Origin of the sequence: Streptomyces sp. SAI-135, assembly GCF_029893805.1 — a bacterium.
In the GTDB taxonomy this organism is placed as follows: Bacteria; Actinomycetota; Actinomycetes; order Streptomycetales; family Streptomycetaceae; genus Streptomyces.
Genome location: NZ_JARXYP010000002.1, coordinates 5,503,429 through 5,526,274, shown reverse-complemented (window position 1 = coordinate 5,526,274; position 22,846 = coordinate 5,503,429). Strand labels below are relative to the sequence as shown.

Here is a 22,846-nt window from a genome sequence, read left to right as displayed (position 1 = left end):
GGCGGTCGCCAGCTCGCACGCGAACACCTGCAACGGCACCGTCGCCACCAGCGGCTGGCCAAGGAACTGTGAGGCACCCCGTGACCGAGAACTGGCGGAAGTCGTCCTACTCCGGCGGCGGCGACGGCAACAACTGCGTCGAGATCGCCACCCACCCCACCCACATATCCATCCGCGACTCCAAGGCCCCGGCCGGCGCCACCCTCACCCTCCCGACCGAAGCCTTCGTCACCTTCCTCAACGAACTGAAGGCGCCTCACTCCACCGTGACCGACTTCGCCAAATTCCTCGGCTGATCCACCTCGTTGCCCCGGGCGGTCGCCAGCTCGCACGCGAACACCTGCAACGGCACCGTCGCCACCAGCGGCTGGAGCAGCGTCGGGGTGGCCGGGATCCAGATCAGATGGTCGGCGTACGGCACCACCGTGTCGTCCCCCTCCTCCGCGATGACGATCGTGCGCGCGCCCCGGGCCCGGATCTCCTGGATGTTGGACACGATCTTGTCGTGGATCACCGACCGCCCCCGGGGTGACGGTACGACCACGACCACGGGCAGGTCCTCCTCGATCAGCGCGATCGGCCCGTGCTTCAACTCGCCTGCCGCGAAGCCCTCGGCATGCATGTAGGCGAGTTCCTTGAGCTTCAGCGCACCCTCCAGCGCGACCGGGTAGCCGACATGACGGCCGAGGAACAGCACGGTGTCCTTGCCGGCCAGCGACCGGGCCAGAGCCCGCACGGGTTCCATCGTCTCCAGCACCCGCTCGACCTCGCCGGAGATGTGCGACAGGTCCCGGATCACGGCGGAGATCTCGTCGCCCCACTTGGTCCCGCGCACCTGCCCCAGGTACAGCGCCACGAGGTAACACGCCACGAGCTGCGTGAGGAACGCCTTCGTCGACGCGACGGCGACCTCGGGTCCTGCGTGCGTGTACAGCACCGCGTCCGACTCCCGGGGGATCGTCGAACCGTTGGTGTTGCAGATCGCCAGCACCTTGGAACCCTGCTCGCGGGCGTGCCGCAGCGCCATGAGGGTGTCCATGGTCTCCCCGGACTGGGAGATCGCGATCACCAGCGACCGCGGTCCCAGGATCGGGTCCCGGTAGCGGAACTCGCTCGCCAGCTCCACCTCGCAGGGGATCCGGGTCCAGTGCTCGATGGCGTACTTGGCGATCATCCCCGCGTGGAAGGCCGTACCGCACGCCACGATGACGACCTTGTCCACCTCCCGCAGTTCGGCGTCGGAGATGCGTACCTCGTCCAGCGTCAGGGAGCCGGCCGCGTCGATACGGCCGAGCAGGGTGTCGGCGACCGCCTTCGGCTGCTCGGCGATCTCCTTGAGCATGAAGTAGTCGTAGCCGCCCTTCTCGGCGGCGGAGGCGTCCCAGTCGATGCGGAAGGAGCGGACGTCGGCGGGCCGGCCGTCGAACCCGGTGACGGTCACGCCGTCGCGCCGCACCTCCACGACCTGGTCCTGACCGAGTTCGATCGCGGAACGGGTGTGGGCGATGAAGGCCGCCACGTCCGACGCCAGAAAGGCTTCTCCCTCCCCCACGCCCACCACGAGCGGCGAGTTCCGCCGGGCGCCGACCACGACATCCGGCTCGTCGGCGTGCACCGCGACCAGCGTGAACGCCCCCTCCAGCCGCCGGCACACCAGCCGCATGGCCTCCGCGAGGTCGGCCGTCGCCGAGAACTCCTCGGTGAGCAGGTGCGCGACGACCTCGGTGTCGGTCTCGGAGGCGAGCGCGTGCCCGCGCTCCTCCAGCTCGGCCCGCAGCGCGGCGAAGTTCTCGATGATCCCGTTGTGGACGACGGCGACCCGCCCGGCGTTGTCCAGGTGCGGATGCGCGTTGGCGTCCGTCGGACCGCCGTGGGTGGCCCACCGCGTGTGTCCGATACCGGTGACCCCGGTCGGCAACGGCCGGTCCACCAGCTCCTTCTCCAGATTGACCAGCTTCCCGGCCTTCTTCGCCGCCGCCAGCCCGCCGTCCGCGAGCACGGCGACGCCTGCCGAGTCGTACCCCCGGTACTCCAGCCGCTTCAGCCCGGCCATCACGACATCGAGCGCCGACTGCGACCCCACGTATCCCACGATTCCGCACATGCGCGGCAGCCTAGGGCGCGAGCGGCGCCGGATCACGGCACTTCGTGCCCGGATTCGGATATCGCCGCGCCGGAGCACACTGCGATCATGGGCGTCCGGCCCTGATCCCCACTGGTCGTAGGAGCCACGTGAGCTACAGCATGTACGTCTGGCGTTTCGTGGACGAGGAACCCGCCCCCATGGACGAATCCGCGATACGCGACACCCTCGGCCCCGTCACGGTGGGCGGCATGCCCCCCACCGGTCTGCCGGAGTCCTGGGACCTCGAAGCCGAGGACGGCGGTGGGTCGGAGGTCTACGGCGACGCCCTCGGGCTCACCTTCCACCGCTTCTCCCCCGGCCGGATCCTCGATCACGTGGCCGCGCTCGTGCGAAGAACCGGCGCGGGCGTCATGCCGCTCGACTGCCCGATGATCATCACGAGCGAGGCCGACCGCGGACACCTCCCGGAGAGCCTGCGCGCGGAAGCGCTCGTCGTGGCCCCCGGGGCCCTGACCGGCCGGACGATCCAGCTCGTGATCTCCCCGCAGCCGGAACCCCGCCGGCGCCCCGCCCTCCCCCCGTTCCCCTACCACCCCAGCCCCGTCGCCACCGGTTCCGTCACCGCCTCCGACGAGCCCTGCGTGTGCTGCGGACAGGAGAACGGCTGGGTCTACACCGGGCCCGTCCACGCCGCGGACGCTCCGGACGGCGGCATCTGCCCGTACTGCATCGCCTTCGGCAAGGCCGCCCAGCGCTACGACGCGACCTTCGCCGACGGCATCGAGGGGGACGTACCCGAAGACGTCGTGACGAAGATCCTCAGGCGCACACCGGGGTTCGTCGCCCGGCAGTCGCCGACCTGGCTCACGCACTGCGGCGACGGCGCCGAGTTCCTCGGTCGCGCCGGGGCGAAGGAGCTCGACGAGTACCCGGACGCCGTCGACCACCTCCGCCGGCAGTGGCCCCACGACGGCTTCGACGACTACCTCGGCTCCCTCGACAAGGACGACCAGCCCACCGCGTACCTCTTCCGCTGCCGGGTCTGCGCGACCCACCTCGCCTACGCGGACCCCACGTGACGGGCCCCGCGTGACGCACCCCACCCCCCACCCCGTTCAAACTCCGTTAACAATGGACTGTGATCTCTCCGGTCTCCCCGATGCCCCGGAGCGCCCACCGGCACAAGCCGGAGGCGACTCCCTACGTCGACCTCACCCGAGCGGAGTGGAGTGCGCTGCGCGACAAGACGCCGCTCCCCCTCACCGCCGACGAGGTCGAGAAGCTGCGCGGTCTCGGTGACGTCATCGACCTCGACGAGGTGCGGGACATCTACCTCCCGCTGTCCCGGCTGCTGAATCTCTACGTCGGCGCCACGGACGGCCTCCGAGGCGCCCTGAACACCTTCCTCGGCGAGCAGGGCTCCCAGTCCGGCACCCCGTTCGTCATAGGGGTCGCTGGATCGGTCGCCGTGGGCAAGTCGACCGTCGCCCGTCTCCTCCAGGCCCTGCTGTCCCGCTGGCCCGAGCACCCCCGCGTGGAGCTGGTCACCACCGACGGCTTCCTGCTGCCCACCCGGGAACTGGAGGCCCGCGGGCTCATGTCGCGCAAGGGCTTCCCGGAGTCGTACGACCGCCGCGCGCTGACCCGTTTCGTCGCCGACATCAAGGCGGGCAAGGACGAGGTCACCGCCCCCGTCTACTCCCACCTGATCTACGACATCGTCCCGGACCAGCGGCTCACGGTCCGCCGCCCGGACATCCTGATCGTCGAGGGCTTGAACGTCCTGCAACCCGCCCTCCCCGGCACCGACGGCCGCACCCGCGTCGGTCTCGCCGACTACTTCGACTTCAGCGTGTACGTCGACGCGAGCGCCGAGGACATCGAGCGCTGGTACCTCAGCCGGTTCAAGAAGCTCCGGCAGACCGCCTTCCAGAACCCCGACTCGTACTTCAGGAAGTACACCCAGGTCTCGGAGGAGGAGGCCCTCGACTACGCCCGCACCCTGTGGCGGACCATCAACAAGCCCAACCTGGTGGAGAACATCGCCCCCACCCGCGGCCGCGCCACCCTCGTCATCCGCAAGGGCCAGGACCACAAGGTGCGCAAGCTCAGCCTGCGCAAGCTGTAGTCGGCGGCGCCTGTTAGAAAGGCGTCATGCTGCATCTGCGCCTGATCTCGCCGTCCGACCAGACCGCCGACGTGGTGCGTCTGATCGAGGGGACGGTCGGCACCACCCATCTCGTCGTGCTGTCGGGCGCGGCCCGCAACCCGCAGGGGGACGTCGTCCTGTGCGACGTCGCCCGTGAGGCCGGCGACGAACTCCTCAGCGACCTCCAGGGGTTGGGCCTCGACGTCAACGGCTCCATCGCGGTCGAGAACATCGACCTGTCCCTGTCGAAACGCGCCGACAAGGCCGAGGCGGAGGCTCCCGGCGAGGGCGCGGACGCGGTCCTGTGGGAGCACATGACCGACGCCACCCACGAGGAGTCGACGCTCTCCGCCACCTACCTGGCCTTCATCACCCTGGCCACGATGATCGCGGCCTGCGGTGTGGTGCTGGACAACGCGGTGCTGATCGTGGGCGCGATGGCGGTGGGCCCGGAGTTCGGCCCACTCGCCGGGATCTCCACCTCGATAGTGCAGCGCGCCCCCCGCCTGGCGCTGCGCTCCCTGATCGCCCTGCTCGTCGGCTTCGCCGTGGCGATGGCCGTGACGGTGGGGTTCAGTCTCTTCATGGACGCGCTGAACCTGTTCAGCGAGGCCAAACTGGAGGGCGACCGTCCGCAGACCGGCTTCGTCTACGCCCCGGACGCCTTCTCCTTCATCGTCGCCGTCCTCGCGGGCGCCGCCGGCACCCTCTCCCTGACCTCGGCCAAGTCAGGTGCCCTGGTGGGCGTGGCCATCTCGGTCACCACGGTTCCGGCGGCCGCCAACGCGGCGGTGGCGCTCAGCTACGGCGACACCCGACAGACCTGGGGCTCGACGGAACAGCTCCTCCTGAACCTCATGGGCATCGTCCTGGCGGGCACGGTGACCCTGCTGCTCCAGAAGTGGGCCTGGCGGAAACGCCGTTAGGGGCGCGGGGCTGCGTCGATCTGCGGCTCCGCCGCGTGAGCGCGACCAGCCACAACGGGCCCGCAGCCCGCGACGCCCACCGATCCCCTGCCCCTGTCCGGCAACTCAGCCGAGCGCCGACTTCACCGCATCGGCCAGCCGCCCCGCCACCGACCGGGCCTGATCGATGTCCGCGGCCTCGACCATCACCCGCACCAACGGCTCCGTACCCGACGGCCGCAACAACACCCGTCCCGTCTCACCGAGTTCCCGCTCCGCCTCGGCGACGGCGGAAGCCAGTTCCGCGGACGTCGACACCCGCGCCCTGTCCACATCAGGCACGTTGATCAGAACCTGTGGCAACCGCTCCATCACCGCGGCCAGCTCCTTCAGCGACCGCCCGCTCTGCGCGACCCGAGCCGCCAGCATCAGCCCGGTCAGCGTCCCGTCCCCGGTGGTGGCGTGATCCAGGATGATGACGTGCCCGGACTGCTCACCGCCGAGGGCGAACCCGTGCTCCTTCATCTCCTCGAGCACGTACCGGTCGCCGACCGCGGTCTGGACGAGCCGCAGCCCCTCCCGCTCCAGCGCCAGCTTGAACCCGAGGTTGGACATGACGGTGGCCACCACGGTGTCGGACCGCAGCGCGCCCCGCTCCTTCATCGCCAGCGCGAGAACGGCCATGATCTGGTCGCCGTCCACCTCCTCGCCGGTGTGGTCGACGGCCAGGCACCGGTCCGCGTCGCCGTCGTGCGCGATGCCGAAGTCCGCGCCGTGCTCGACGACGGCGGCCTTCAGCAGGTCGAGGTGGGTGGAGCCGCAGCCGTCGTTGATGTTCAGCCCGTCCGGCTGGGCACCGATGGTGATCACCTCGGCGCCGGCCCGCGAGAACGCCTCCGGCGACACCCGGGCAGCGGCGCCGTGCGCCTCGTCGAGGACGATCCTCAGCCCGTCGAGCCGGTTCGGCAGTACGGCGATCAGGTGCGCCACGTACTTGTCGAAGCCCTCGGTGTAGTCACGGACCCGGCCGACACCGCCGCCGGTCGGCCGCTCCCAGGGCTCACCGTGCCGGTGCGCGTCGTAGATCGCCTCGATCCGGTCCTCCAGCTCGTCGTCGAGCTTGTGCCCGCCGCGGGCGAGGAACTTGACGCCGTTGTCCGGCATGGCGTTGTGGCTCGCGGAGAGCATGACGCCGAGGTCGGCGCCGAGCACGCCGGTCAGGTACGCCACCGCGGGCGTGGGCAGCACTCCGACGCGCAGGACGTCCACCCCGGCGCTCGCGAGGCCGGCGACCACGGCGGCCTCCAGGAACTCCCCGGACGCGCGCGGATCACGTCCGACCACCGCCGTCGGCCGGTGGCCCTGGAACGTACCCGCCTCGGCCAGCACGTGCGCCGCCGCGACCGACAGACCGAGCGCCATCTCGGCCGTCAGATCCGCGTTGGCGACACCGCGCACGCCGTCCGTGCCGAAGAGTCGTCCCACTTGTCCTCCTGAGAAAGCATCAGTAACGGAGATCATCCGATCACATGAGCCTTTGAGCGCCTTGTGCCGTTATACGCCTAAGGCTGTGATAAACGAACGCCCCGGCGGCACTGTGGCGTGCCGCCGGGGCGTTCGGACGTACAGGCAGCTGCGATTAACGCTTGCTGTACTGCGGAGCCTTGCGGGCCTTCTTGAGACCGGCCTTCTTGCGCTCGACCGCACGGTCGTCGCGACGGAGGAATCCGGCCTTCTTGAGGGCGCCGCGGTTGTTGTCCACGTCGGCCTCGTTCAGCGCGCGGGCGACACCGAGACGGAGCGCACCGGCCTGACCGGAGACACCGCCACCCGCGATGCGGGCGATGACGTCGTAGCGGCCCTCGAGCTCGAGCACCTTGAAGGGCTCGTTGACTTCCTGCTGGTGCACCTTGTTCGGGAAGTAGTCCTCGAGGGTGCGACCGTTGATCTTCCACTTGCCGGTGCCCGGGACGATCCGGACGCGGGCGATGGCGTTCTTGCGACGGCCCAGGCCGGCGGCCGGCTGCGGGTCGCCGAAGCGGGACGCGAGCGACTCCGAGGTGTACTCGCCCTCGACGGGGACCTCGGACTCGGTGGTGTAGCTGTCGATGTCGACGATCTCTTCGCCCTCGACGGGCGTCTCGACGGTGGTCTCGGCCACGATTCTCCTCAGATTCTGTTCAGTCTTAGGGGGTGGCCGGACTTACTGCGCGACCTGGGTGATCTCGAACGGCACCGGCTGCTGGGCAGCGTGCGGGTGCTGGTCGCCCGAGTAGACCTTCAGCTTCGAGAGCATCTGACGGCCCAGGGTGTTCTTGGGGAGCATGCCCTTGACGGCCTTCTCGATGGCCTTCTCGGGGTTCTTGTCGAGGAGCTCGTCGTAACGGACGGAGCGCAGACCACCCGGGTAGCCGGAGTGGCGGTACGCCATCTTCTGGGTCCGCTTGTTGCCGGACAGGTGCACCTTGTCGGCGTTGATGATGACGACGAAGTCACCGGTGTCGACGTGAGGGGCGTAGATCGGCTTGTGCTTGCCGCGCAGCAGGGAGGCGGCAGTGGTGGCGAGACGGCCCAGGACGACGTCCTGAGCGTCAATGACGTGCCACTGGCGAGTCACATCGCCGGGCTTGGGGCTGTACGTACGCACTTCGCAGCCTTCTTCTTCAGTGGATGGGTGCTGACACATGGCATCACTGAAGCGATCGTGCAGCTGGGGACGACAATGGCCGGGTCAGCCCCGTATGCCGCCCACTGGTAACTGCTCCAGGGAACCTAGGTAAAGGCCACTCGCGTGAATATGAGCAGGCCTATACACAACGAAGAAGCAGGATACCCGGGGTCCCACGGACGGGTCAAAACGAGTCCCCGCACCACACCCCCGCGGCCGAGATGTGCACCGGTGCCGGAAAGGTCCCGAGCCCAGTGTCCACAGGCCCGACGGCACCTCCCGCACCCCGTCTAAGATGCGCCCCATGAGCTTTGGGCAGCAGGGGGGACCCCCGTCTCAGTGGGATCCCTGGAAACCGCAGTCACAGCAGCCGTGGAGCAGCGGCGGGGGCGAGCAGACTCCGGACTGGGCGGCGCTCGCCGAGGCCTCCGAGATCCGCAACAAGCGGCGCCGGCTGTTCTTCATCGTCGGCGGCGCGCTGGCCACGGTCGGGATAGGCACCGCCGTGGCGATGGCCGTCGTGTCGGCGAACGGCAGCGACGACGAGGCGAACAAGCCGACGTCCTCGGTGCCGGCCGCGGAGATCCCGAGCGCGAGCGGGACCGCTCCGTCGTTCGCGCCGACCAGTGCCCCGCCGCCGCTGGACCCGAAGGACTTCATCGCCAGCAAGGCCAAGGACACGGCCCCGCTCAGCGCCCGGATCCTCTTCCCGGGCACCCAGCTGACCATGGGGTCGACCGTGTACAAGAAGGGCACGACCTCCGACACGAAGAACTGCGCCGCCACCGACGGCGTCCAGGCCAGCCTCGGCAAGATCCTCGCCGCCGACGGCTGCACCCAGTTCATGCGCGTCAGCTACACCAAGGACGGCGTGTCGGTGACCGTCGGTGTGGCCGTCTTCGACACGGAGGCCCAGGCGGCGAAGGCGAAGGGGCAGGTCAACACCAAGAAGGACATCGTCAAGTCGCTGTCCGGCGGTGCGGTCAAGCCCTTCTGCAACTCCGCGATCTGCCGCACGACCTCGAACTCCTACGGCCGCTACGCGTACTTCACCATCTCCGGCTTCGCCAGCGGCAAGAACGTCACGGAGAAGGACACCGCGGTCTTCAGCATCGGCGACAACCTGGCCGAGTTCACCTTCCGCCAGATCCACCGCCGCGGCGAGGCCCAGGCGTCGGCGGCCGCGAGCGAGTGACCCGGCGCGCCGAGGCGCGCCGGGTCCGGTTCGTTCAGCGCCCCTCGCGGTTCAGGACCGCTCCCAGGAGCCGCTCAGGGCGGGCTCGGGATACGGCACGACGGCATCCGGCACGTTGCCGGCCGCCCGCCGGCTCCCGGCCGTCCTGAAGACCCAGGTGCGGTAGGACCAGAAGCGGAACAGGGTCGCCACACCGATGCCGAGGAACTTGCTGACGTTGGTGGCGAGCGTGCCGTCGTAGCCGAGCCCGTAGGTCGTGGCGTAGAGGACGGAGTTCTCGATGACCAGGCCGATCGCGCTGAAGAGCAGGAAGAGGGTCAGCTCCTTCCTGCGGCTGTTGCGGTCCTCCTGGTCCCGGTTGCGGTACGCGAAGTAGCGCAGGCCGAGATAGTTGCTGAGGATCGCGACGACCGTGGCCAGGACGCTCGCCCGGACGGTCTGCCACTCGGTGACGGTCCTGACGAGGTTGAAGACCACGAGGTTGACCACGAAGCCGGACGCGCCGACCATGCCGAACTTCGCGATCTCGCGGTACAGCTTCCCGAACCTGGAGGGAAGCGCGTGACGTCCGCTGCTCACCGTCCCGCTCAGCCCCGTCGGTTGCGCAGCCGCAGCCGTACCGGCATCACGGCCGACTCGATCTGCGTCGAGAGGTTCATCTTGGAGACTCCCTCGGTGCGCTCCTCGAAGCGGATCGGGATCTCGACGGCGCTGTGTCCGGCCCGGACGGCCTTGAACTTCAGCTCGACCTGGAAGCTGTAGCCGGCGCTGTCCAGGGTCGCCAGGTCGATGTCCCGCAGGGTGGCCGCCGACCACAGGTTGAAGCCCGCGGTGATGTCCCGGATCTTGGTGCCGAGCACGGTCCGGGCGTAACGGTTGGCGAAGCGGGACAGCAGCACGCGGTGCTTGCCCCACTCCTCGTCCAGCGAGCCGCCCTCCACGTACCGGCTGCCCACGACCAGGCCGACGCCGGAGGCCAGGGCCGTGCCGAGCATGCGTGGGACCGCTTCCACGGGGTGGCTGCCATCGGCGTCCATCTGGACGACGTAGGCGGCGCCCTCGTCCAGCGCGGCGCTCATGCCGGCGACGTAGGCCCGCCCGAGCCCGTCCTTCTCGGTCCGGTGCAGCACGCTCATCCGGCGCCGCCCGTCCCAGTTGTACTTCTCGGCGAGCTCCTCGGCGATCCGTCCGGTACCATCCGGACTGGAGTCGTCCACTATCTTCAAGTGCAGCCCGTCGAGCGGCAGTTGCAGCACCGCCTCGGCCATTCTGGGCAAGTTGGCGGCTTCGTTGTACGTGGGCATCACCACGGTGACAGCCACGTCCGCCCCCAGGTCGTACGTCATCTCTTTCCCCTCCCCAATTGATCTGCCCCCCACCGGACGCGGGTCGTCCCGCGTCCGGAACCCAACTCAGGTGTGCACCTTGCGCTTGGCGGCGTCGTCCTTGTCCCCGGACGGGTCGTCCGTAGCCGCGCGTGTCCTTTCGAGGAGCACGAGCTGGAGGTATTCGAGCTTCGTGGTCCTCACGGCCTTGAAGCTCTTCTGGATCGCGGTCGCCGTCGTCTTCGGCATGCCGCTGAACGGCTGTCCGTCGAGCGTCGTCGACACGAGCCACAGTCGGTCGGCCTCCTCCAGGCACCGCGTGGCGTCCGGGCATTCGAGCGCGCCGAACGAACCCAGTTCCTGCGGAGTGCGGTACATCAGCGAGTCGCTCGGACGGCCGGCGTCGTCACGCAGTTCGTAGTCCATGGCCCGGCGCTCGGACATCACCCCGCTGAAGACGATGCCGTCGCCCTTCTTCTGCCCGGCCTCGATGAGCCGGGCGGCGCCGCGGAAATCGGGTTCGCCCAGGGCGTTCTGCCGGGTCTCACGGATGCCGGGCAGCGACTGGAAGGCGATCCCGGCCACCGCCGCCGCCACGAGCACCCAGCCGAGGCCCCGCCGGGCCGCCGCTCCCGTGCCGGCCTTCGCCCCGGCCACCGGCCCGGCGATCCGCACCACGGCGACGGCCGCGAGCAGGACCCAGGCGGGCGCGGTGTAGAGCAGGTAGCGCGGCAGGAAGAGGTGCAGCTGGTCGGCGGTGGCGTAGGTCGCCACGGGCGGCAGCACGATCCAGACGGCCAGCGGAAGGGCACGCCGTCCCGCGAAGAACAGCCCGAGCGCGCCGAGCGCCATGACCGGCACGGCCACCGCCCAGGACCCGAAGAGGTTCTTGGGGAACTCGAGCAGGTCCTTCAGCACCGGGTTGTTCCAGGCGATCTGTCCGCTCTGCCCCGAGCCGGAGACGGCCATCGGAATGACGAAGCACAGGCCCAGCGTGCAGGCCGCGGCATAGGCCCAGCCCACGATCTTGTCGCCGGCCCGCCGGGCGATGAGGATCATCACCAGATGTGCGCCGAGGACCGCCATCGAGGCCAGGTGGCTCCAGCCGATCAGCGGCACCGACAGCGTGTAGGCCACCCACACCTTGAACGACGGCTTGTCCAGCGCCCTGGCGAGCAGCAGTGTCGACAGCAGCACCGCGGCCACCGCGAAGGCGTACGGGCGGATCTCCTGCCCGTAGCGCGTGGTGACCGGCACGACGGCGAAGGCGAGCCCCGCGAGCAGTCCCACCTGGGTGGTGAACAGCCGCCGCCCGAGCAGGGCGAGCAGGCCCGCGGAGGCCGCCATGGCCACCGCTCCGGGGATGCGCAGCGCGGTCGGGGAGTCCCCGGCGACGGCGATCCACAGGTGCATGAGCACGTAGTACGGCGTGAACACGACGTCGATGGAGCGGATCAGCAGGCTCAGGTCGTGGAAGGACAGCGTGGCCGCCCACCAGGTGGCGTGCTCGTCGCGCCACAGCTGGCGGTCACCGATCCCGCGCAGGATCAGCGCGAAGGCGAGCGCCGTGGGCACCAGGAAGACCGCCGCGCCGGCGAGCCGCCCGCCCTTCGGGCCCTCGGTCGCCGGGTCGGCCGTCCCGTCCGTGGCGGGCTGCGGGTCGGCCGGCTGCGCAGCGGCGGGCTCCGGAGCGAACGCGTCCTGCCCGCCCGGATACCTGCCCGGGGCGGCGTACTGCCCCGGAGCGCCGTACCCGCCCGGGCCGGCGTAGGTGCCCTGCGCCGGGTCGGCGTACGTGCCCTGCCCGGAGTAGGCCCCCTGGCCCGCGTACGGATCGTGACCGCCCGGGGTGTCGGGGTATCCGCCACCGTAGGGAGCGGGGGCGTGGGAACTCATCGCTTCACCCAAATCCGGTAGGCGTGCTCTCCGCTGCTCGTGGTGTACGGGAACACGGCCGCCAGCCGGTAGTGGGAGTTGTTCTTCAACCCCTCCTTCACCGCTTCGTACGTCACCGGGCTGACATTGCCGTGCATCACGATCGCGTCGAACTTCCCGTCACGGACGGCCTGCCGGAACGCGTCGGGGCCGGTGTACTGCTTGCCGTCCTTGCCCTGGTAGTCCATGAAGTAGGAGTTCTGCCACTGCGTCCAGTTGGTCCTGTCCCGCAGGTAGTAGGCGGGGACCTCCTGCTCCTCGGCGAGGTAGGTGCCCTTCTTGTCGACCACCGTGCGCAGGTACGCGGTCATCTGCGTGGAGTCCGGGAAGCTGTACGCCCGCTGCGCCTGCACCATGCCGAACACGAGGGTGACGACGTACAGCAGGATCCCGAGCTGTGGATGGCGGAAGTGCGGGCCGACCAGGCGGGCCATGCCGAGGCCGGCCAGCGGCGCGGCGAAGAACAGTCCGAAGCCGACGTGCTTGTAGAGCGAGATCTCGGTGTGGAGGTGGATCTGGTAGGCGGGAGCGAGCAGCGCCGTGCCCGTCAGCAGCAGGCCGAGCGCGGCGCGCCGCCAGCGTCCCGAGGTCTCGCCGCCGATCCACGGCATCTCGCCCATCCGCGCGCGCAGCGCATAGGCGATCGTGCCGCCGAGCGCGGCCAGGAAGACCAGCCCGCCCCACTCCGCGCTGTGCTGGAGCATCGTCGCCGCCGTGTCCGTGCCCTTGGCACGGTTGGTGGTGGTGGAGCTGATGCCGCCCAGCGGTCCGGAGAACCAGTAGCCGATCCCGAGCAGGACCACGATGCCCGTCCCCAGCACCACGCCGCGGCCCAGGGCGCGGATGCCGCGGTGCCGGTGGGCGGTGATCACCGCGAGGACCACCAGGGTCGGGAGGTACAGACCGGAGGCGTACTTCACCCCGAAGGCCAGTGCGGCCGGCGGTGCCGCGAGCAGCACGGCCATCGCGTTCATCCGGTCGGTGCGCACCACCGCCCAGGCGGACAGCCCGAGCAGGAAGACGGCGGCGGCGTCGTAGGTGGCGAAGTTGCCGAGCACCATCGTCGACTGGAGCACCGAGAAGAGCGCGGCCGCGCCGAGGGCGGCACGCAGATTGAACAGCCGCCGGGTCAGCGCATACAGCAGCGTGGTGGCACCCAGCATGAACAGCAGGCTGACCACGCGCACACCGGCGAGGCCGAACTGGCTGTCCACGGCGCCGGCGAGCACCGGATACAGCTTGGGGTGCCCGGAGAAGTAGGCCGCGAAGTCCACCGGCAGTTTGGTGCCGTGCAGCAGGTTGGCCAGCTCGTAGTGGCCCGAGGCGATGTAGAGCGCCTCGTCCTGGAAGGCCGTCCCGCGCAGCCGCAGGGAGAGCCCCGCCTGCACGAGCAGGATGCACAGCAGCACCCCGCGCCCGAGCAGTTTGCTGCGCCGCGTGTCCACCGCCCACGACGACTCCGGCACGGGCGGCAGCGTGTAACCGGGCTTCCTCGGCTCGGGCTCCGCGGCCGCGGGGGCCACCGGTTCGGGCTCGACGGCGGTGTAGGAGGCGTACGGGTCGAAGGGCGCGAAGGTGTCGTACGCCTGCTGGTCGGTGTACTCGGACGTCCGGCCGCGGACGTCGAAGCGCCAGCTGCCGGTCTCGGTGAAGTAGCCGGGCTGGTAGTCGCCGGCCTGTTCCTGGTCCGGCGAGGGGGCCTGCTGCGCGTACTGCCTGAGGCTCTCCCGCTGCGCGTACCGCCGCCCGTCGTCGTCGATGTGCCCGTACTGCTGCCCGTACGCGTATTCGTCGTGCAGCTCGGAGTCGCCCGCCCAGGTGGGCGTGGTTCGATCGCTCATGGCTTCGTCACATCGAATCCGAAGTCCGGGCTCGCGGCCTGCTCCTTGAAGGTCTTCTCGGACAACGGACCGCTGTTGATGCGCCAGTCCGTCTCCTTGTCGAAGTTGAACCAGACGAACCCGATGACGTCGTCGCGCTCGGCGGTGCCCTGGAAGAGGGACTCGATGTCGGCGGGCTTGCGCTCACCGGCCTGTGCGGCGGTCTCCGCGATGATGAATGGTTTCTTCGTGAAGGTACGGACAGCGGTCATCGTCGGCCCGTACAGCGTCCGGTACGTGTTCGGCCCGGTGGCCCCGTAGTAGCCGATGACACCGACCCAGTCGACGTAGTCGTCGCCCGGCCAGTACGGCTTGAGCTTCACGTTCGGCATCGGGTGGGTGACGTTCGGGCTCCACACCCAGATGACCTGGGTGGCGCCCTCGTCGTCGAAGATGTCGTGGATGTGCTTGTAGGCGGCGGTGAACTGGGCGGCGGTGGCCTTCTTGGTCCCCCACGGGTACCAGAAGCCGTTCATCTCGTGCGCGAAGCTGATCGCCACGGGCAGGTTCAGTTCCGTGACGGACTGCGCGTACTCGCGGATGTACGCGTCCTCCTTGCCCGAGGCGATGTCCTTCAGGCTCGTCTCGAACGGCTCCCAGGCGATGAACGCCACCGCACCGTAGTCCCAGGAGTTCTGCACGAGCCGCTGCTCGTACTGGTCGCCCCAGGCGGAGTAGAACTCGATCAGGTTGGGCTTCTTGCCGGCCCGCCGAGCGAAGTCCTCGACGGAGGTCATCTTGGCGGGGGCGCCGTCTGCGGCCAGACCCAGGTACTTCTTCCGGGGCTCCAGCAGCGGCCGCACGTCGTACGGCGGCTCGGGCTTCGCCGACTCGGTGGCCGCGGCCGTGCCGGTGGCGCCCGGTTCCTCGCCCTGGCCGCGCTCGTACTGGGCGCGGCCCTCGTCGGAGAACGTGCTGCATCCGGCCAGCAGCGCACCGGCCAGCAGGACGGCGGCCAGCGCCCGTACGGGGCGCAGGGCTCGTACGTGGCGTTCGGAGAGACTCATGCGGTCGCTTCCTGCACTTCCTGGGCATGCGGCTGGACGAGGACACGGCCGACGACCATGGCGTAGAAGAGGCCGGCGGACAGCATCAGCGCGAAGTCCGGCGGATAGAGGGTGAGCATGCGCCAGGCCGCGACGAGGATCCAGGCCACGGCGGTGCCGCCGGTCCAGAAGATCATGCAGTTCCAGTAGCGGCGCATGCCGTTCTTCTTGGCGCCCGCCGAACCGGTGGGCTTCCAGCCCATCGGGCGGCCCCGCATCACGTCCCAGACGGCGAAGACGTGCGACCACCCGTACATGACACGGACGGCCCAGGCCTCCAGCCGGTACGGCGCCCGGTGCCAGAGCGGCAGCACCAGCGTGACGTACGCGACGCTCGGCAGCACCCAGAGGGTGGCCTCGGCCCGCATCAGGTCCGGGCGGAGGATCATCAGGCCGAGCGGGATGATCGGCGCGATGAACGTCGCGAGCGCGGTCTGGAGGTAGTAGAGGAAGCCCGAGACGTAGCAGAGCCGCGTCTTGAACTTGAGGTCCATCTCCCAGAACCGCTTGCTGGTGAGCAGCTCCAGCGAGCCCATGCACCAGCGGTACTGCTGGTTGTGGAACGCACCGGCCGTGTCCGGGCACACGCCGGCGGACAGCGCGACGGGCACGTAGCGCAGCTTCCAGCCCAGCGCCCGCAGATCGAAGCCGGTGTACATGTCCTCGGAGTGCTCGATCAGCGTGATGCCGCCGGTCTGCTCCAGGGCCGCGCGCCGGTAGATGGCGCACGAGCCGACGCAGATGGACCCGTCGTGGTCCTCACGGGAGGTCTGGACGGAGCGGTAGAACTGCTCCTGCACGGCGCCCGCGCCTCGCTCGATCCAGTTCTGCGCGTCGACGATGCGGAAGAACTGCGGCGACTGCACGATGGCGACCTTCTCGTCGTCGTCCATGTGCGGCAGCAGCTCGTCGAGCAGGTCGGCGCGCGGTGCGAAGTCGGCGTCCAGGATGAGGATGTGGTCGCCGTCGGTCTTCTCGAAGGCGTGGTTGAGGTTGCCGGCCTTCTTGAACCAGCCGCGGTTGGGCCGCACCACGTAGTGGAAGCCGAAGTCGGCGGCCATGGCCCCGACCTCGTCCTCGGCGGCGTCGTCGAGGACGTACGTCTTCACGACGCCCTGATAGCTGGCGGCCAGCCGGTTCACATGGACCCAGGTGTTGTGGAGCACTTCCAGGGGCTCACCGCACACCGGCAGGAAGATGTCCACGCTCGGGTACCTGGCGGGCTGCCAGGTGCGGACCAGGCGCTTGTGCTTCTTGACGTCGAAGTCCTTGCTGAGTCCGTCGAGGTACAGCGAGATCAGGTAGTCCGCGATGACGAACGCCAGCAGCGGCAGGGTCAGCCAGAACCACGGACTCGACGCCGTGAACAGGAGCTGGCTCACCGCGAGGCAGGCGAAGCTGATCAGTGAGCCCGCCGTCAGAACCCACAGGTGGCGGCGTGTGTAGGAGTACTTCTCGACGTCGTCCGGCGGCTGCGGCAAGAGCCCGTGGTTCTCCACGGGCCGCCTGCGCCGACGAGAGGGCGCGGAAGCGCCAACCACAGCAGTCATCAAACCCCCCAGGGCCGCCCGGCCCTGACTACCCCACCCGAATGTTCGGCCATCCCCATAAATCGAACTTCCGGCCGGACCGCGAAAGCATAACCGTCTTCTCGCTTTACGTCTCAACTTTCTTGTTAAGTGAGGGTTTCATCACGGGTCACAGGGGTACCAGAGACATTTCACAGTCGCGTCAGCAGTCGACCACGGGCAAGGACCGCCGGTTCCGTGCCTCCTTGTTCCGGGCCGCCAGCAACGCGTCGGCCGGGTACCCGACCTCCTCCAGCGTCAGCCCGTGCGGCCGTACGACATGCACGGCCGAGTCCCGTACGCCGGCGGCCAGCACCTTGCCCGGCCAGTCCGGCCCCCGGTGCCCGTCCCCCACGAACAAGAGCGCCCCGATCAGCGAGCGCACCATGTTGTGGCAGAAGGCGTCGGCCCGCACCGTGGCGGTGATGATCCCGTCCTCGTCCCGCACCAGGCTCAGCTCCTGGAGCGTGCGGATGGTCGTCGCGCCCTCACGCCGCTTGCAGTACGCGGCGAAGTCGTGCTCCCCCAGCAGCCGTGCCGCCGCCTCGTTCATGGCGTCGACGTCCAGCGGCCAGTCGTGCCACAGGACGTGCCCGCGCAGGAGCGGGTCGACGCCCCCGGGGTTGTCGGTGACGCGATAGGCGTACCGCCGCCAGATCGCGGAGAAGCGCGCGTTGAACCCGGCCGGTGCCTCCCGCAGCGACCACACCCGCACATCCTTGGACAGCCGGCCCGCCAGCCGCTTCAGCAGCTTCTCCCGGTGCTCCTCCCACAGCGCCTGGGGCAGGTCCACATGCGCCACCTGGCCCCGGGCGTGCACCCCGGCATCGGTGCGTCCGGCCACCGTCAGTTCGTACGTCACATCGCCCGACCGCGTCACCGTCCGCAGCGCGTCCTCGATCTCGCCCTGCACGGTCCGCCGTCCCCCGGCCTGCTTGGCCCACCCGGAGAAGTCGGTCCCGTCGTAGGAGAGGTCGAGGCGGACACGGACGTAACCGGGCTGTACTTCGTCGCTCACTCCCCGATCCTCTCAGGAACGCGAAACGGGCCCGCCCCGAGGGGCGGGCCCGCACTGCCGTCGATCAGAGCCGACCTCGCGGGTTCAGCACGATGTCGCCGGAGTCGTTCGCCGGGTTGCCCTCGTTCGGCATGGTGTACGTGAAGAACGCCCGGCCCGTGGCGTTCCGGATCACCTCGTCGACGCGGAGGCCGAAGGTGTAGGTCCGGGACGCGTCCTCCAGGATCGGCGTGTTGATGGAGCAGAGGTAGTCGCCCTCGGCACCCTCCCAGCCGGCGGCCCGGCAGCTCTCCGGAGCCGTGGTGACCGTGGTGCCCGGGGGAAGGTCGACCCAGAAGGAGATCGGCTCGCCGCCGGAGCGCAGCAGGGCCAGCCACGCGGGGCCGTGGTTGGCGAAGCCGACGTCCACCGACACCGTCTCGCCCTTGCGGGCCCGCAGCCGCTCACCGGTCAGGTCGAGGTCGAAGGTGTTCTTCGTCGGGAAGTCCATCTCCGCGAATCGGCTGTAGCCCGCCGGGTCGGCGTCGGGCAGCCGCACCAGTCCCAGCTCCGGCCCGGTCCCGGCCCGGTAGTCGCCTTCGGCCAGCAGGTCCGCCACCTGGTCGGCGGGCACCGCGCTGAAGGAGTAGGACATCACGTCGTAGAGGGCGAAACCGGCCGTCTCGACCGGGAAGGGAGCGCTGAGTCCGTAGGCCGCCTGGGCCGCGAACTCCTCGTCGAAGACGCACAGGGCCTTGGAGCTCCCGAACAGTTCGTCGGGGTCGCGCGGGTCGTACCAGCAGTTCCCGTAGGTGCTGGGGAAGGAAAGGCCCCGGCTGCCGTACATCCGCAGCACCACACCCTTGCCGCCCAGCCCGCCGACGTTGCGGAAGCTCAGCGGCGCCTGGAAGGTGTCGCCGGCCTTGAAGCCCTCGGGCTCGGCCAGTTGTTTCATCTGCAGCTCGGGGCCGCCGACCAGGACGTCCACCGTGTGCCCGGTGAAGGCCAGGCCCTCTCCCGCGGCCGTGACCTCGATGGTGCCGAAGTCGCCGGCGGCACTCTCGTCGGTCACGTCGAGTCGGATGCCGCCCAGTTCGTTGTAGTCCTCGCCGGCGTAGATTTCGTAGTCACTGCAGGTCGCGACCAGTCCGTCGACGGTGCAGCCCCGCCACCCGCCGAGGCGGGAGAAGTCGACGGCGGCGACACCGGCCAGGGAGCTCGCGTCCACCGTGACCGTGTAGTCGCCCTGATGGATCGGATAGATGACTCCGTTCTCGTCCGGCACCGGCTCGCCGGGCGCCCGCAGTCCGAGCTCGATCTGCGGCTCACCCGGCTCGCCCGGCTCACCGGGCTCCGGCTGCAGCGAGAGGTTCACGCTGTCGGGGCCGGTGACGGACACCGCCAGCGGCTCCTCCTCGGCACTGGCGGGAACGGCGAGTGCCGTACCGGCCAGGGCGGCCAGTGCGAACGCGGAGAGGGTGCGCCGCACTGCGGCGAGAGACGTCATGGGACCCCCGTAAGTCGGATATCGGGCGCACCGGAGCGGTGACGCCGTATGGATGACCCATGAGCCCGCTGTGAGGTTGCCCTGTGGTTTCCCCGTGACAACGCGAAACGGGCCCGCCCCCCAGGGGGCGAGCCCGTCACGTACGCGGAAGCGTCAGGCGTCCTTGGACTCCTCGGCGGCGTCCTCGGTCTCGGCGGCCTTGGTCGTGTCGACCTTGGTCTCCTCGGCAGCCGGAGCGGCCTCGGCGTCCTTGGCGGCACGCTTGGTGGCGGCCTCGGCCTCACCCGTCGCCTGCTGCGCGACCGTCAGCGCCTCGACCAGCTCGATGACAGCCATGGGCGCGTTGTCGCCACGGCGGTTACCGATCTTGGTGATGCGGGTGTAGCCACCGGGACGGTTCTCGTAGCGCGGGCCGATCTCGGTGAAGAGCGTGTGGACGACGCTCTTGTCCGTGATCACCTGGAGCACCTGACGGCGGTTGTGAAGGTCGCCCTTCTTGGCCTTGGTGACCAGACGCTCGGCGTACGGACGCAGCTTGCGCGCCTTCGCCTCGGTGGTGGTGATGCGGCCGTGCTCGAAGAGGCTCTTCGCGAGGTTCGCGAGCAGCAGCTTCTCGTGCGCGGCACTGCCGCCCAGACGGGCACCCTTGGTGGGCTTCGGCATGGTGTATCTCCTAGATGTCTGCCCCGGCCGTATCAGGTACCGAGGTCAGTATCCGAGCGAGCGGGTTTGCTCGTCGGAGACCCGCGCCCCAAGGGGGCGCGGGGAACTGCGCGACCAGCCACAACGGCCCCGCAGCCAAGGTCCGGCAGTCGGTCCCGAGCTCAGTACTGCTCGGTCTCGACGAACCCGGCGTCCGCGTCGTCGTCCGCGCCGAAGGCGTCCGCGGCGGCGGTCGGGTCGAATCCGGGCGGGCTGTCCTTGAGGGCCAGGCCCATGCCGGCCAGCTTCGCCTTGACCTCGTCGATGGACTTCGCACCGAAGTTGCGGATGTCCAGCAGGTCGGCCTCGGAGCGCGCCACGAGCTCACCCACGGAGTGGATGCCCTCACGCTTGAGGCAGTTGTAGGAGCGGACCGTGAGCTCCAGCTCCTCGATCGGCAGCGCCAGGTCGGCGGCCAGGGCGGCGTCCGTGGGGGACGGGCCCATGTCGATGCCCTCGGCGTCGATGTTCAGCTCGCGGGCGAGACCGAACAGCTCGACCAGGGTCTTGCCGGCGGAGGCCATGGCGTCACGGGGACGCATCGCCTGCTTGGTCTCGACGTCGACGATCAGCTTGTCGAAGTCGGTGCGCTGCTCGACACGGGTCGCCTCGACCTTGTACGTGACCTTGAGCACCGGGCTGTAGATGGAGTCGACCGGGATACGGCCGATCTCCTGGCCCACCTGCTTGTTCTGCACGGCGGAGACGTAACCGCGGCCACGCTCGACCGTGAGCTCCATCTCCAGCTTGCCCTTGCCGTTGAGCGTGGCGAGGACGAGGTCGGGGTTGTGCACCTCGACACCGGCCGGGGGCGCGATGTCGGCGGCGGTGACCAGACCCGGGCCCTGCTTGCGCAGGTACATCACGACCGGCTCGTCGTGCTCCGAGGAGACGACCAGCTGCTTGATGTTGAGGATCAGGTCGGTGACGTCCTCCTTGACACCCGGCACGGTGGTGAACTCGTGCAGGACGCCGTCGATGCGGATGGACGTGACCGCCGCACCCGGGATCGAGGAGAGGAGCGTACGACGCAGGGAGTTGCCGAGGGTGTAGCCGAAGCCCGGCTCCAGCGGCTCGATCACGAACCGGGAGCGGAATTCGTCGACGACCTCTTCGGTCAACGAGGGACGCTGAGCGATCAGCATGTGTGGATCAGATCCTTCTTTCGTGGACGCCCGCTATTTGACGCCCGACGGAACCGCCCCCGGCAAAAGGGACGGGTACTGCAAGGGTACGGGCGGCACGGCCCCGAAGAGCCGTACCGCCCGCAACCTCAAGACAACCGAGCCTCAGACGCGGCGGCGCTTGGGCGGACGGCAGCCGTTGTGCGGCGTGGGCGTGACGTCCTGGATCGAACCGACCTCGAGGCCGGTGGCCTGGAGGGAGCGGATCGCGGTCTCACGGCCGGAGCCGGGACCCTTGACGAACACGTCCACCTTGCGCATGCCGTGCTCCTGCGCGCGACGGGCGGCCGACTCGGCGGCCATCTGCGCGGCGAAGGGGGTGGACTTGCGCGAGCCCTTGAAGCCGACGTGGCCGGCGGAGGCCCAGGAGATCACGTTGCCCGAGGGGTCCGTGATCGAGACGATCGTGTTGTTGAACGTGCTCTTGATGTGGGCGTGCCCGTGAGCGACGTTCTTCTTTTCCTTGCGGCGCACCTTCTTGGCAGCGCCCTGACGACCCTTGGGGGGCATCTACAAACTCCTACGGGGAGGTGGTCGGTCCTACAGCGAAGACCGCTGATGAAGCGTGGTCCGCTGAGGACTACTTCTTGCCCGGCTTCTTCTTGCCGGCGATGGCGCGACGCGGGCCCTTGCGGGTACGAGCGTTCGTGCTGGTGCGCTGACCACGGACGGGCAGTCCACGGCGGTGGCGCAGACCCTGGTAGCAGCCGATCTCGACCTTGCGGCGGATGTCGGCCTGGATCTCGCGACGGAGGTCACCCTCGGTCTTGAGGTTGTTGTCGACGTACTCACGAATCGCGACGAGCTCCTCCTCGGAGAGGTCGCGAACGCGGGTGTTCGGGTTGACGCCGGTCTCGGCCAGCGTCTTCTGCGAAAGGGTCCGGCCGATGCCGAACACGTAGGTCAGGGCGACCTCCACGCGCTTTTCGCGCGGGATGTCAACACCGGAAACGCGTGCCACTTCAATGGCTCCTGGTGATCTTCGGAGGTCTTCCGCAGAACCGGCTCCCAGCCGCCGTACCAGGTACGAACTGGGTCCCCGGCCTCCGAACCGGGGGTGTCAGGCGGAGTACGCCTGGGTCCTGCGTATGAACATATTCAGCTTGCGTCGCGCGAATCCCTGCGAGAGCAGAGGGTTCGGTCGTGCGTCAGCCCTGGCGCTGCTTGTGGCGCGGGTTCTCGCAAATGACCATGACCCGACCGTGACGGCGGATCACCCTGCACTTGTCGCAGATCTTCTTGACGCTCGGCTTGACCTTCATGGGATCGAGGTTCTCCGAGTCAGAGGGATCTACTTGTACCGGTAGACGATCCGGCCACGCGTGAGGTCGTACGGAGACAGCTCCACCACGACCCGGTCGTCAGGGAGGATACGGATGTAGTGCATACGCATCTTGCCGCTGATGTGAGCCAGGACCTGGTGGCCGTTCTGGAGCTCGACCTTGAACATGGCGTTCGGAAGAGACTCGACGACAGTGCCCTCGATCTCGATGGCACCTTGCTTCTTGGCCACGCTTCGCCCTTCGAATCGACTACCTTGATCGACTCCCGCCAGCGCATGAAGACATGCGGGTGCACGAGAGCCGACGAGTCAGTCTACGTCAGCGCACCCAGAAAGACGAATCGAGAAAGGATGCCCCAGCCCGGAGATCCTTAAGCGCCCCCACGGGGGCGCGGGGAACTGCGCGACCGCCACGTA

General features: G+C 69.1%; 23 protein-coding genes. 5 read left to right on the top strand and 18 right to left on the bottom strand.

The features are described 5' to 3' along the window. Positions 1-80: 80 nt before the first annotated feature. Positions 81-296: a DUF397 domain-containing protein gene (locus tag M2163_RS29670; RefSeq protein WP_280895501.1), complete on the top strand. Its 216-nt coding sequence runs from the start codon at positions 81-83 to the stop codon at positions 294-296. Here the strand turns inward: M2163_RS29670 and glmS are convergent. Next, positions 257-2,104 carry a glutamine--fructose-6-phosphate transaminase (isomerizing) gene (gene glmS, locus M2163_RS29665; RefSeq protein WP_280895500.1) on the bottom strand — a complete coding sequence of 616 codons (1,848 nt, stop codon included), beginning with the start codon at positions 2,102-2,104 and terminating at the stop codon, positions 257-259. The two genes, M2163_RS29670 and glmS, sit on opposite strands and share 40 nt — an antisense overlap. A gap of 128 nt (positions 2,105-2,232) precedes the next feature. On the opposite strand from glmS, the gene M2163_RS29660 reads away from it, so the two are divergent. The 3 genes from M2163_RS29660 (at position 2,233) to M2163_RS29650 (ending at position 5,161) form a co-directional block, all read left to right on the top strand. After that, on the top strand, positions 2,233-3,165 hold the full coding sequence (locus M2163_RS29660) for a CbrC family protein (RefSeq protein ID WP_280895499.1): 933 nt from the start codon (positions 2,233-2,235) through the stop codon (positions 3,163-3,165). Positions 3,166-3,245: 80 nt separating this feature from the next. Further along, a complete protein-coding gene (gene coaA / locus M2163_RS29655; RefSeq protein WP_179200376.1) occupies positions 3,246-4,214 on the top strand; it encodes a type I pantothenate kinase in 969 nt (322 codons plus the stop codon). 26 nt (positions 4,215-4,240) lie between these two features. Further along, entirely contained in the window at positions 4,241-5,161 is a 921-nt protein-coding gene (locus M2163_RS29650; protein WP_280895498.1) for a DUF389 domain-containing protein, read from the top strand. Positions 5,162-5,266: 105 nt separating this feature from the next. Here the strand turns inward: M2163_RS29650 and glmM are convergent, their stop codons facing one another. From glmM to rplM, 3 genes are all read right to left on the bottom strand, one after another. Then, positions 5,267-6,625 (bottom strand): phosphoglucosamine mutase, encoded by a 1,359-nt coding sequence (glmM, locus tag M2163_RS29645; RefSeq protein WP_280849840.1) that lies wholly within the window; start codon positions 6,623-6,625, stop codon positions 5,267-5,269. Between the two features lie 154 nt (positions 6,626-6,779). Continuing rightward, positions 6,780-7,301, bottom strand: a complete 522-nt coding sequence (gene rpsI, locus M2163_RS29640; protein WP_123762524.1) for a 30S ribosomal protein S9 — start codon at positions 7,299-7,301, stop codon at positions 6,780-6,782. 42 nt (positions 7,302-7,343) lie between these two features. Further along, on the bottom strand, positions 7,344-7,787 hold the full coding sequence (gene rplM, locus M2163_RS29635) for a 50S ribosomal protein L13 (protein WP_280849841.1): 444 nt from the start codon (positions 7,785-7,787) through the stop codon (positions 7,344-7,346). Positions 7,788-8,112: 325 nt separating this feature from the next. Between rplM and M2163_RS29630 the strand changes: the two genes are divergently transcribed. Continuing rightward, positions 8,113-9,003: a hypothetical protein gene (locus tag M2163_RS29630; protein WP_280895497.1), complete on the top strand. Its 891-nt coding sequence runs from the start codon at positions 8,113-8,115 to the stop codon at positions 9,001-9,003. A gap of 51 nt (positions 9,004-9,054) precedes the next feature. Here M2163_RS29630 and M2163_RS29625 read toward each other — a convergent pair whose 3' ends face one another. The 14 genes from M2163_RS29625 to infA all read right to left on the bottom strand — a co-directional run bounded on the left by M2163_RS29625 (position 9,055) and on the right by infA (position 22,660). Then, the gene (locus tag M2163_RS29625; RefSeq protein ID WP_280895495.1) at positions 9,055-9,582 is read right to left on the bottom strand and encodes a GtrA family protein; all 528 of its coding nucleotides are present in this window, start codon (positions 9,580-9,582) and stop codon (positions 9,055-9,057) included. Between the two features lie 8 nt (positions 9,583-9,590). Next, on the bottom strand, positions 9,591-10,349 hold the full coding sequence (locus tag M2163_RS29620) for a polyprenol monophosphomannose synthase (protein WP_280849844.1): 759 nt from the start codon (positions 10,347-10,349) through the stop codon (positions 9,591-9,593). Positions 10,350-10,415: 66 nt separating this feature from the next. After that, the gene (locus M2163_RS29615; protein WP_280895494.1) at positions 10,416-12,224 is read right to left on the bottom strand and encodes a glycosyltransferase family 39 protein; all 1,809 of its coding nucleotides are present in this window, start codon (positions 12,222-12,224) and stop codon (positions 10,416-10,418) included. Continuing rightward, positions 12,221-14,104, bottom strand: coding sequence for a glycosyltransferase family 39 protein (locus M2163_RS29610; RefSeq protein ID WP_280849846.1), 1,884 nt, complete (start codon positions 14,102-14,104; stop codon positions 12,221-12,223). Before M2163_RS29610 ends, M2163_RS29615 begins: the two co-directional genes overlap by 4 nt. Then, positions 14,101-15,150, bottom strand: a complete 1,050-nt coding sequence (locus M2163_RS29605; protein ID WP_280849847.1) for a glycosyl hydrolase — start codon at positions 15,148-15,150, stop codon at positions 14,101-14,103. Before M2163_RS29605 ends, M2163_RS29610 begins: the two co-directional genes overlap by 4 nt. Then, complete coding sequence (locus M2163_RS29600) at positions 15,147-16,739, bottom strand: glycosyltransferase family 2 protein (protein WP_280895493.1); 1,593 nt, start codon at positions 16,737-16,739, stop codon at positions 15,147-15,149. The genes M2163_RS29605 and M2163_RS29600 overlap by 4 nt, the downstream gene beginning before the upstream one ends. Before the next feature lie 181 nt (positions 16,740-16,920). Continuing rightward, a complete protein-coding gene (truA, locus tag M2163_RS29595; RefSeq protein WP_280849848.1) occupies positions 16,921-17,775 on the bottom strand; it encodes a tRNA pseudouridine(38-40) synthase TruA in 855 nt (284 codons plus the stop codon). Between the two features lie 64 nt (positions 17,776-17,839). Next, positions 17,840-19,261, bottom strand: a complete 1,422-nt coding sequence (locus M2163_RS29590; protein ID WP_280895492.1) for a hypothetical protein — start codon at positions 19,259-19,261, stop codon at positions 17,840-17,842. Positions 19,262-19,414: 153 nt separating this feature from the next. Further along, entirely contained in the window at positions 19,415-19,924 is a 510-nt protein-coding gene (gene rplQ / locus M2163_RS29585; RefSeq protein WP_280849850.1) for a 50S ribosomal protein L17, read from the bottom strand. Between the two features lie 161 nt (positions 19,925-20,085). Beyond that, positions 20,086-21,108, bottom strand: a complete 1,023-nt coding sequence (locus M2163_RS29580) for a DNA-directed RNA polymerase subunit alpha (protein ID WP_003966937.1) — start codon at positions 21,106-21,108, stop codon at positions 20,086-20,088. A 144-nt stretch (positions 21,109-21,252) separates the two neighbouring features. After that, complete coding sequence (gene rpsK / locus M2163_RS29575; protein WP_003956432.1) at positions 21,253-21,657, bottom strand: 30S ribosomal protein S11; 405 nt, start codon at positions 21,655-21,657, stop codon at positions 21,253-21,255. A 70-nt stretch (positions 21,658-21,727) separates the two neighbouring features. Further along, on the bottom strand, positions 21,728-22,108 hold the full coding sequence (gene rpsM, locus M2163_RS29570) for a 30S ribosomal protein S13 (RefSeq protein WP_125188937.1): 381 nt from the start codon (positions 22,106-22,108) through the stop codon (positions 21,728-21,730). Positions 22,109-22,295: 187 nt separating this feature from the next. Next, on the bottom strand, positions 22,296-22,409 hold the full coding sequence (gene rpmJ, locus M2163_RS29565; protein WP_003998809.1) for a 50S ribosomal protein L36: 114 nt from the start codon (positions 22,407-22,409) through the stop codon (positions 22,296-22,298). A 29-nt stretch (positions 22,410-22,438) separates the two neighbouring features. Then, positions 22,439-22,660, bottom strand: coding sequence for a translation initiation factor IF-1 (gene infA / locus M2163_RS29560; protein ID WP_003948620.1), 222 nt, complete (start codon positions 22,658-22,660; stop codon positions 22,439-22,441). Positions 22,661-22,846 lie beyond the last annotated feature (186 nt).